This window comes from Aurantibrevibacter litoralis, assembly GCF_034651555.1.
Taxonomy (GTDB): Bacteria; Bacteroidota; Bacteroidia; order Flavobacteriales; family Flavobacteriaceae; genus Aurantibrevibacter; species Aurantibrevibacter litoralis.
The window spans coordinates 1-9,916 of sequence record NZ_JAYEEQ010000036.1 but is presented as its reverse complement, the minus strand read 5'-3'; the positions used below and the strand labels follow the sequence as shown (position 1 = coordinate 9,916).

General features: G+C 38.9%; 9 protein-coding genes. 7 read left to right on the top strand and 2 right to left on the bottom strand.

Annotation, left to right across the window (positions count from 1 at the left end; genetic code table 11):
- The first annotated feature begins 342 nt into the window (after positions 1-342).
- Together U1E44_RS16415 and U1E44_RS16410 are read left to right on the top strand one after the other, a co-directional pair.
- The gene (locus U1E44_RS16415) at positions 343-804 is read left to right on the top strand and encodes a mobile mystery protein A (protein WP_322932204.1); all 462 of its coding nucleotides are present in this window, start codon (positions 343-345) and stop codon (positions 802-804) included.
- Positions 795-1,391: a mobile mystery protein B gene (locus U1E44_RS16410; RefSeq protein ID WP_322932203.1), complete on the top strand. Its 597-nt coding sequence runs from the start codon at positions 795-797 to the stop codon at positions 1,389-1,391. Before U1E44_RS16415 ends, U1E44_RS16410 begins: the two co-directional genes overlap by 10 nt.
- A gap of 100 nt (positions 1,392-1,491) precedes the next feature.
- Here U1E44_RS16410 and U1E44_RS16405 read toward each other — a convergent pair whose 3' ends face one another.
- On the bottom strand, positions 1,492-3,654 hold the full coding sequence (locus U1E44_RS16405) for a carboxy terminal-processing peptidase (protein ID WP_322932202.1): 2,163 nt from the start codon (positions 3,652-3,654) through the stop codon (positions 1,492-1,494).
- Between the two features lie 213 nt (positions 3,655-3,867).
- Between U1E44_RS16405 and surE the strand changes: the two genes are divergently transcribed.
- The 5 genes from surE (at position 3,868) to U1E44_RS16380 (ending at position 8,871) form a co-directional block, all read left to right on the top strand.
- The gene (surE, locus tag U1E44_RS16400; RefSeq protein ID WP_322932201.1) at positions 3,868-4,647 is read left to right on the top strand and encodes a 5'/3'-nucleotidase SurE; all 780 of its coding nucleotides are present in this window, start codon (positions 3,868-3,870) and stop codon (positions 4,645-4,647) included.
- Entirely contained in the window at positions 4,640-4,921 is a 282-nt protein-coding gene (locus U1E44_RS16395; RefSeq protein ID WP_322932200.1) for a hypothetical protein, read from the top strand. The genes surE and U1E44_RS16395 overlap by 8 nt, the downstream gene beginning before the upstream one ends.
- 238 nt (positions 4,922-5,159) lie before the next feature.
- The gene (lpxB, locus tag U1E44_RS16390; protein ID WP_322932199.1) at positions 5,160-6,272 is read left to right on the top strand and encodes a lipid-A-disaccharide synthase; all 1,113 of its coding nucleotides are present in this window, start codon (positions 5,160-5,162) and stop codon (positions 6,270-6,272) included.
- A 33-nt stretch (positions 6,273-6,305) separates the two neighbouring features.
- Positions 6,306-6,860 carry a C40 family peptidase gene (locus U1E44_RS16385; protein ID WP_322932198.1) on the top strand — a complete coding sequence of 185 codons (555 nt, stop codon included), beginning with the start codon at positions 6,306-6,308 and terminating at the stop codon, positions 6,858-6,860.
- A gap of 61 nt (positions 6,861-6,921) precedes the next feature.
- Complete coding sequence (locus U1E44_RS16380) at positions 6,922-8,871, top strand: ComEC/Rec2 family competence protein (RefSeq protein ID WP_322932197.1); 1,950 nt, start codon at positions 6,922-6,924, stop codon at positions 8,869-8,871.
- A gap of 12 nt (positions 8,872-8,883) precedes the next feature.
- Here U1E44_RS16380 and U1E44_RS16375 read toward each other — a convergent pair whose 3' ends face one another.
- Positions 8,884-9,837 carry a peptide MFS transporter gene (locus U1E44_RS16375; RefSeq protein ID WP_322932196.1) on the bottom strand — a complete coding sequence of 318 codons (954 nt, stop codon included), beginning with the start codon at positions 9,835-9,837 and terminating at the stop codon, positions 8,884-8,886.
- Between the last annotated feature and the right edge of the window lie 79 nt (positions 9,838-9,916).

Below are 9,916 nucleotides of genomic sequence, written 5' to 3'. Positions count from 1 at the left end.
TCTTGTATTTCATCTTTCAAATGTATTAGTTTGAAATTTAAAATATCACTCCGAACTTATTGGGGGCTAAAGTACATCTTGCTCGTGTCCCACGAATTACGATTTAAGTCCTCACTTAAATCTGTCTCTAAATACCCTGACTTCTATGTGATAATGCAAACGATGCCTATTTTGAAACGTAGTAGAACTGCGAAGTTTAAAACTTCGCGGAATAGATTTATACATATTTGTATCAATTCAAAATAAAAAAGAATACATATATATATTATTTTATTTGCTTTTTTATACGTATTTGGATACTTTTGATTTAATTTACATACTTATATGTATAAAAATTAACAAATGAGAAACAAGAAAAAACTCCTCATAGAACAGCTCGACCAAAAATTGGCTGGTTTTAAAGATGCCGGAATGGTCCTGATTCCACAAAAGGGATGGGTAAATACTATTAGAACAACTCTTAATATGACCAGAGAACAATTAGGAGCCAAACTTGACTTGACTAAAGGAGCAATACAAAAAATTGAGGAACGTGAAGCTACAGGCCAGATAACCATTAATAAATTAAAGGATGTTGGGAATGCTTTAAATATGAAATTTGTCTATGGCTATATTCCAAAAGATGGTACTATTGAAAACCTAATCCACTTAAAGGCGGAAGAGCTGGCTCGAAAAATTGTTTTAAGAACCAATCAAAATATGCAATTAGAGGACCAGGGAATCAGTGAAGACAAAATCGGTGATTCAATAATGGATTTAGCTAATGAAATAAAAAGGGAAATGAGAAGGTCATTATGGGACTAAATCTAACATATACAGATGGGCAAACACCTTTAGACGAGGAAGAAAAGGAAGGGCTAAAAATAAAATCAATAACAACACAAAAAGAACTCAATGAATTTGAACAGTTAAATATTGAAAAAGCCGTAGAATGGACTATTAGAGCAAATTTAAAACCTGAAAAAATATTGACTGAAAAATTTATAAAAGACGTACACAAAAAAATGTACGGTGATGTTTGGAAATGGGCAGGCGAATTTAGAAAGACGGATAAAAACATTGGAATAAAATGGCCTAAAATAGGAATGGAAGTGAAAAATCTAATTGATGACACCACATACTGGGTTGAAAACAAAACTTATGCCCCTGAAGAAATTGCTATTAGATTTAAACATCGAATCGTAGCAATTCATTGCTTTCCTAATGGGAATGGTAGGCACTCCAGAATTATGGCTGATATAATTATTGAATCCATTTTCGGAAGAGAAATTTTCAGTTGGCACAAGTCAAATATGGTTAGAGCAGATGAAACCAGAAGAGCATATATTAAAGCATTAAAAGAGGCTGACAACGGAAATATAACCCCGCTAATAGAATTTGCTCAAAATTAAAAAACTTAAATCCTCCGCTGACGTATAAGGAACTTCCTCGTGTCATACGAATTACAGTCCCAGCACTAACTTAAATCAATCTCTAAAATAGAACGATTTTCTAACCCTTAACACTGGCCAATTTACTCGAGTTCTTCATGTTATTCAGTTTTAAATCCTCTAGTACATTTACACCTTCTTCCACATACACATCGGTGGCTAAATCTTTATGCCAGCGGTATCGCTTCTCTCGCAGGGTTGTATCTTTGGTAAAGAGCGCTTCCTCATAACTTGGAGATTTAAACGTAAGCCGGGAATTGTAATCGGATAATGATTTAAAATAGACCGACTTTTCCTTTACCTTTTCTTCTTCCTTTTTGTAGGTCTCGTAGTTTAGGGACACTATGGTTTCATCTTGCTGATTTTTTAGCCATTGCGCATTTTCTTCTATCAATTTTATCTGCGGATTGGCTGCCATTCGTCTTGTGCTATTAGTTAAGGTCTGTTCGTAGTCAATATAGCCATTCCACGGTTTAAAATTGGCTGCTGAAATCTTATCCCATGGTAAGGGGTTATTCTGATCGCGCTCACCCAAATCAATATAGCTGTAACGGTCCGGCACTACCACATCACTCTTAACGCCTTCCAATTGGGTAGAGCCTCCATTAATTCTATAAAATTTTTGAGTGGTTAATTTTATGGCACCCAAATCTCCGTGTTCGTTGCTACGAACAATATTATCCAACGGAATTACATTTTGTACAGTGCCTTTGCCAAAAGTTTGCCTGCTGCCAATAACCACGGCTCTTTTATAATCTTGCATGGCTGCAGCTAAAATTTCAGAGGCCGAAGCCGATAGTTCATTTACCAAAATAACCAAAGGACCATCCCATTGAATGCGTTCATCTTTGTCCTCATACACTTCTTTGCCTTTTCCAGACGATCTAACTTGAACAATAGGGCCGTCTTTTATAAAGAGCCCGGCCATTTCAACAACTGTTTTAAGAGAACCACCACCGTTATCCCTAAGATCGAGTATAAGCCCTTCTGCGCCTTCTTGTTTTAATCGTTCCACTTCTTTGGCCACGTCGGATGCCGCATTTCTTTCGTTATAATTTTCAAAATCCACATAAAATTTGGGTAGATTTATTAAACCATACTTTTGATCTTCTTTTAAAATCAACGAAGATTTGGCATACGATTCTTCCAATTCTACCACATCGCGGGTAATTGAAATAATTTCCGTAGAACCATCCACTTTTCTAACCGTTAATTTCACCACAGAGCCTTTCGGTCCTTTTATCAATTTAATAGCATCATCTAAGCGCATACCCACAATATCTACTGGTGGTTCGTCTTCCTGACCTACTTTAAGAATCTCATCGCCAACTTCCAGTTGTTGATTTAGCCAAACCGGACCACCAGAGATAATTTCTACAATTTTTGTCTGATCTTTTTTCTTTTGAAGTCGTGCGCCAATACCTTCAAATTTACCGGACATGCCGGTGTCAAATTTTTCTTTCTCATCGGGTGCCAGATAATAGGTATGGGGGTCAAACTCCTCAACAATGGTATTTATGTATTGCACAAACCAATCTTTGCGTTCCAACTCGCCTACAAAATCGAAAAACTCATCTAGAGTAGTACGTGTCGATTCCCGAGCTTCTTGTTCAATTTCTGTAGGTGATTTCGCTTTTTTGTTATCTGAGCTGTCTGTAGATGAAGGTGATTCGTCATCTGAAGCTAATTCGCCTTTGCTGGCCTTTATTTTGGAATCGTACGTGCCTAGCGTGGCGTATTTCAATTGCTTTCTCCAACGTTCTTTCAATTCTTTTTTTGATGTGGCAAAGGGCTGCTCTTCATAATTAATATTGATAAACTCTTCCTTACTATAATCAAATCGCTCATCCAATACTGCTTTATACAGTTGTTTCGCCTCATCCATTCTTTTCATCAATCTATCATAAACCAGATTGAAAAAACTAATATCGGTATTCTTAATTTGATCGTCTATTTGGAATTTATATTTTTCAAATTCGCTGATATCACTTTCTAAAAAATACCTTTTAGTGGGATCTACTACAGTAATAAAATCTTCGAAAACCTGTACCGAAAAATCGTCGTTTATAGCTTTAGGTTCATAATGTCCCTTTTCCAATACATAAGTGATGAGTTCTAACAACAATTTATCTTTGTCATTATTCTCGAACTTTTTTTGCGTAAAACTACAAGAAGCAACGGCTATAAGAATAACCAATAGAGCGTAAGCAAAATTCTTTCTCATATCTATTTTAATTTATTATGTATTCTTAACCAGGTATTTGTCCTAAAAATTGGATCGTTCTGATTCCTTTTTGCCTACCTACAAAGGCAATGAATTCTCTAAGATACAGAAAAAACCATGCCAGCATAAAGCAAAGTCATTAATTTTTTGTTAAACGTAGGGCTGTCCATATCCTTATGAAAAACGTACTTTTGTACAATAAATTATATGGCAATGCACAAACCGCTAATACTAGTTACTAATGACGATGGCATTGGTGCGCCTGGCGTTAGGGCATTGGTTCGTTTTATGAAGGAGATTGGTGAAGTGGTCGTCGTGGCACCGGATAGTCCGCAATCGGGAATGGGCCATGCCATAACTTTGGATAATGCACTTTATCCTAAAAAGGTAATTCCGGATCCCGATCATGGTGCCAAAGAAGAATACAGTTGTAGTGGTACCCCTGCAGATTGTGTTAAAATGGCCTTACAAGTGTTTTTAGAAAAACGTCCGGATATTTGCATAAGTGGCATTAACCACGGATCTAATTCCTCTATCAATGTCATTTACTCGGGTACTATGAGTGCTGCCATTGAGGCAGGCATAGAAGGTATTCCTGCCATTGGATTTTCTTTATGCGACTACAACTGGGAGGCCGATTTTGAACCCTCTAAGCCCTTTATTCAAAAAATTGTACGGGAAGCCTTAAAAAATGGAATTCCACAAGGAGTAGTTCTTAATGTAAACATTCCTAAACTAATCGATATTCAGTACAAGGGAATTAAGATTTGCCGACAGGCGCGCGCCAATTGGAAAGAAAAGTTCGATAAGCGCCGAAGTCCGTCCGGAAGGGATTATTATTGGCTTACCGGCGAATTTGAACTCTTAGACGATGGGCAGGATACCGATGAATGGGCATTAAGCCAAGGCTACATCTCTGTGGTGCCCACACAGTTCGATTTAACGGCGCATCATACTATTGAACAACTTACCAAATGGAATTTGAATGGTTAAAAGAGAATTAGGAATCGGTTTGGCCGTTGGTCTTATTGCCAATACACTGGGCACACTGCTATATATTTTGTTGTTCTCCGATATGGGAATTGCAGAAACCTATCGCGCTGCAGTTGCACAAGATCATGTGGGAAGTCTATTGGCACTAGGTGCCATTCTAAATTTAGCTGCTTTTTTTGGATTTTTAAAGCTAAAGCGAGATCATAGAGCCCGTGGAGTGCTATTAGCAACCATAATTACGGCATTGTTAATCTTGTACTACAAGGTATTTTAATCTAAAGATTCCCCGACCCTTGGGTCGGGGTTTCCTATTTACCTCTCCTTTGGAGAGGTCGGAACTGTCTTTTTGCAGTTCCGGGTGAGGTGAAATACAAAATTTCGGTTTTTGGCCCAAAGGCCAAAATGAAACTGGCGAAATACCCCTATGGCTTGCCTCGGGGATAGTCAGTTTCAAGAATTTTTTTATTGTGCAATAAAATGAACTAGAGAATGCTTATTATAAATTTAGGCGCATGAAATACTATATTATTGCAGGAGAAGCCTCGGGCGACTTACACGGATCTAATCTCATTAAAGCGCTAAAAAAAGAAGATCCGCATGCCGAAATTCGATGCTGGGGTGGCGACCAAATGCAAAAAGCCGGTGGCGACTTGGTAAAACACTATAAAGAAATGGCTTTTATGGGGTTTTTGGAGGTGCTTCTAAATGTGCGAAAAATTTTTAAAAATATTGCCTTCTGTAAAGAGGACATCTGCAGTTTTGAACCCGATGCGCTGGTTTTTATTGATTTTTCCGGATTTAACTTGCGTATTGCAAAATGGGCTAAACGGAATGGGTTTAAAACTATATATTATATTTCTCCTCAAATTTGGGCGTCACGAGAAAGTCGTATAAATAGCATAAAGAGGGATATCGATCAGATGTATGTAATTCTTCCTTTTGAAAAAGAATTTTACGAGCAAAAACACGGGTTCCCTGTACAATTTGTAGGGCATCCTCTTTTGGATGCGATTGGGGTACGATCCGACGTCGACGATCGGGCATTTAGAAAGGAACACCGTTTAGACGCCAAAAAGCCTATCATCGCCCTCTTACCCGGAAGCAGAAAACAAGAAGTACAAAAAATGCTGAAGCGTATGCTTTCTGTGCAAAAGTCATTCGCAGCATACCAATTTGTCATTGCCGGGGCACCTAGCTTAGATCGCAGTTTTTACGAACCATTTCTGAACCAATCTGAAGTGGGTTTTGTACAAAACAGAACATACGATTTGCTAAGCCTATCTCATGCTGCCCTCGTTACCAGTGGCACAGCTACCTTAGAAACAGCACTTTTTAAAGTACCGCAGGTGGTTTGTTACCGTGGGAATTGGCTGTCGTATCAAATTGCAAAGCGCATTATTACCTTGCGGTTTATTTCTTTGGTAAATTTAATCATGAATCGCGAGGTAGTTAAGGAACTTATACAGAACGATCTAACTACTAAAAATATACGTACCGAACTTGGTAAAATTCTCCTCGGATCCTATCGCCAAGCACAAATTGAGGCCTATGACGAGCTTCAAAAAAAATTGGGAGGTATGGGCGCAAGTAAAAAAGTAGCTACATATATTGTAGAAAATGTTTAAATTTGATATCCAAGAATAGATACGAAGTCTTGGATGATACGAAAACTCCCTTTTATTTTCCTTTTGCTATGCCTTGGATCCTGTGGCGTTTCAAAAAAAACCGCTTCTCCTTTTCATAAGGATCCAATCAAAATAACCGTTGCAGCTTCTTCCAACGTACCGGCCGAAACCACTGCGATTGAGGCCGACAAAGCTCTAGAAAAACCTCGTGGTATTGCCGATGAAGTGATACATACTGCCTTACTGTTTTCGGGTGTGCCGTATCGGTTTGGAGGGCATACCAAAAACGGCATGGATTGTTCTGGCCTTTTGTTTACTTCTTTTAAAGAACACGATATCAATTTACCACGAATTTCTCATGAAATGGCCGATGAAGGCAAGCGTATAAAAATTAAAGAAGTTACAAAAGGCGACTTGCTTTTCTTCAAAACGGGTGGGGGTAAAATTAACCATGTGGGATTAGTGGTTGCTGTTGAGGGGGATGATATTAAATTTATACATTCCACGACCTCCCGTGGGGTCATTGTATCTTCCTTACGAGAGGGGTATTGGAATTATGCTTTTGTAAAAGCCACCCGAATCCTTTAGTTTCATGGATTTGCTTCGGTTTATACCTGTGAAATTAACGCTAGGGTTACTCATGGGGATCATGGCAAACCATTTTTTATGTCTTGACCCGTACCGCAGTGTAGTACCTCTTCTTATTGTTCTCATAGGTCTTGCCTTTTATCATAAAAAAAGGGAATACAGTGTACGTTTTGGCATCCTTGTAGTTGCGGGGTCTGTTTTTTTAGGCATGTTCACGTATGCCTTAGCCCAACCCGAATACAAGTCCCATCATTACAGTCATTATGCAGAGGAAAAAGCACATCTATATCATTTAAAAATTGAGGAAGTCCTAAAACCCAATGCCTTTTCGGATCGATATATGGCACAAATTATGGGGATGGATGAAAAGAAAGTATTAGGAAAAGTACTTTTAAATGTGGCTAAAGATACCCTTGGGGAAATGCTTCATATTGATGATGTATTGCTTACGCACGCGATGCTCGAAGAGCCCAAAGCACCCCTTAACCCCTATCAATTTAACTACAAAAAATACTTGCGCCATTTGGGGGTTACACATCAACTCTATCTTTCTGCCGGAACATATCGAGTTACAAAAACATCCGGCAGTACGCTATACGGTCTTGCAGCCGTTTTGCGAAATACCATAATCTCCAAACTTCAGGAGCGTAATTTTGGTGCAGCAGAATTCGGAGTTATACAAGCATTGTTCCTAGGCCAGCGACAAGATATGGATCCGGAAACGTATGACAATTACATTAATGCCGGAGCTGTACATATTTTGGCCGTATCCGGTTTGCACGTAGGCGTTATACTCATGCTACTACAATGGGTCTTGCAACCGGTTGTTTTTTTACCCAATGGCAGAACACTTAAATTACTCCTTATTGTGCTTTTCCTTTGGTGCTTTGCGGTTTTGGCAGGTCTTTCTGCGTCCATTGTTAGAGCGGTAACCATGTTTTCCTTTGTAGCCTATGCGCAATACCTCAACAGGCCTACGAGCACCTTTAACATCCTTGCGCTTTCCATGTTTTTTATACTACTCGTGAATCCTATGTTCCTTTTTCAAGTAGGTTTTCAAATGAGTTATGCTGCGGTTTTTGCCATTGTTTGGATGTATCCTATGCTGCAAAAATTAGGAACTCCAAAGTACGGTATCCTTAAAAATGGGTGGCAATTACTGTCTGTGAGTATTGCCGCTCAATTGGGGGTTTTGCCTATAAGTCTCTATTATTTCCATCAATTTCCCGCACTTTTTTTTATTTCAAATCTGGGGATAATTCCTTTTTTGGGACTTATTTTGGGTTTAGGCATTGTCATTATGATACTTGCACTAGGCCAAGTATTACCAGAGGTTTTAGTGCTTTTTTACAATTCGGTTATCCGCATCATGAATACTTTTATTGCTTGGGTAGCCCAGCAGGAATCCTTTCTGTTCAAAAGTATTTCTTTTGATGGCTTGCAACTCTTGTTAAGTTATGTCATTATTATTTCCGGGGCATTGCTGCTTAGTAAAATAACCTATAAGCGTGTTGTGGTGGCCCTATCGGCTATTATTTGTTTTCAAATTTGGACAATATATGTGCATCATGAGGCACAGCATAAGGAAGCTGTTATAATTGCCCATCAAACTAAAAATTCGGTACTATTACACCAAATGACAGGACAGTTGCATGTTTATGCCATGGACACCCTACAAGCCCAAAGATTGGCACAGGAGTATCGCGTTGGTGCCCGAATAGGTAACGTAGCGTACCAATCCCTTAAAAACAGTTATATGCTTGGCTCTAAAAAGATCTATATTCTTGACAGTTTGGCCATTGTGCCGCGATCGCAAAAAATAGAATTCCTCGTACTTAGTCAATCGCCTACCATTAATTTGGATCGACTGCTGTATACGCATAAACCCGAAATGATTATTGCTGACGGGAGCAATTACAGAAGTTATGTAGAAAGATGGCGTGCCACCTGCAAAAAAAATAGAATCCCTTTTCACTTTACAGGCGAAAAGGGGGCATTTTATTTTAAGTGACCTTGGGCGGTATTAGGCGATAGTTTCCATTTTTGTTTCGCCATCTTCAGCGCCGTGCGTTAATCTTTTCAGCGGTTTTAAGCCGATGATTACCAAAATTCCTATTAAAGACCAAACTACGGTGATGCCTATAAAAATTTCAAATTCGCCTAAGCTTTGAGATACCTCTCCTATGAGCCCCGCAATTTTATTTCCCAAACCCGTTGCTGCCCAGTACAATCCCATAATAATGGAGGCATATTTTAAGGGCGCTAATTTGGTAATAAAAGAAAGTGAAACCGGTGAAGCACATAACTCCCCAATGGTATGCAGCAAATAGGCCAAAACGATCCAGTACATGGCAGAAGATCCATTGGCTGTATATTCTACGGAAGCAGCTGCCATAAAACCAAATCCAAGTGCCATAATAACCATTCCTACCGCAATTTTGAATAGGGAGGAAGCTTCCTTTCCTTTTTTGCGCCATCGAAGCCAAAAGGCACCCACAATGGTGGCCAACGTAATTATGAAAAAGGAATTAATAGATTGAAAGACGGAGGCGGGAATGACAAAAAATCCGAAGAAATCCCTGTTTGTCTTTTGCTCAGCATATAGATTCATTAGGCCACCCGCTTGCTCAAAAGCGGCCCAAAAAAGAATAATCAATACAAAAGAAATTAACAAAACCTTTACGCGATCTTTTTCAATATCGGTTAGTGGCGCATCTAATATGGCTTTATCAGCCGCATTACTTTTTGACATTAGGTTCCCTACCGGCACCAAAAATTTTTGTCCCCACACATAGACCGATTGTCCTAAAAACATACCAATTGCGGCCAATCCAAATCCGTAGTGCCAATTTATTTTTTCGCCCACATAACCACAAAGAATGGGCGCCAAAAACCCACCTATGTTGATGCCCATGTAGAAAATATAAAACCCTAAATCGCGCCGCTCATCCTTGGCTTTGTAGAGTCCCCCCACCATAGTTTATAATTTCCCCCAAAAATAGGACAGTAATTTAAGTTTAATTTTTTATTCTAAATTTACTGTATTATGGAACGCA

Bases quoted from the DNA above. Each gene is read 5' to 3' on its own strand.
- lpxB (WP_322932199.1), top strand. From the start codon at position 5,160: ATGAAATACTATATTATTGCAGGAGAAGCCTCGGGCGACTTACACGGA.
- U1E44_RS16385 (WP_322932198.1), top strand. From the start codon at position 6,306: ATGATACGAAAACTCCCTTTTATTTTCCTTTTGCTATGCCTTGGATCC.
- U1E44_RS16395 (WP_322932200.1), top strand. From the start codon at position 4,640: ATGGTTAAAAGAGAATTAGGAATCGGTTTGGCCGTTGGTCTTATTGCC.
- U1E44_RS16375 (WP_322932196.1), bottom strand. From the start codon at position 9,837: ATGGTGGGGGGACTCTACAAAGCCAAGGATGAGCGGCGCGATTTAGGG.
- U1E44_RS16415 (WP_322932204.1), top strand. From the start codon at position 343: ATGAGAAACAAGAAAAAACTCCTCATAGAACAGCTCGACCAAAAATTG.
- U1E44_RS16405 (WP_322932202.1), bottom strand. From the start codon at position 3,654: ATGAGAAAGAATTTTGCTTACGCTCTATTGGTTATTCTTATAGCCGTT.
- surE (WP_322932201.1), top strand. From the start codon at position 3,868: ATGCACAAACCGCTAATACTAGTTACTAATGACGATGGCATTGGTGCG.
- U1E44_RS16410 (WP_322932203.1), top strand. From the start codon at position 795: ATGGGACTAAATCTAACATATACAGATGGGCAAACACCTTTAGACGAG.
- U1E44_RS16380 (WP_322932197.1), top strand. From the start codon at position 6,922: ATGGCAAACCATTTTTTATGTCTTGACCCGTACCGCAGTGTAGTACCT.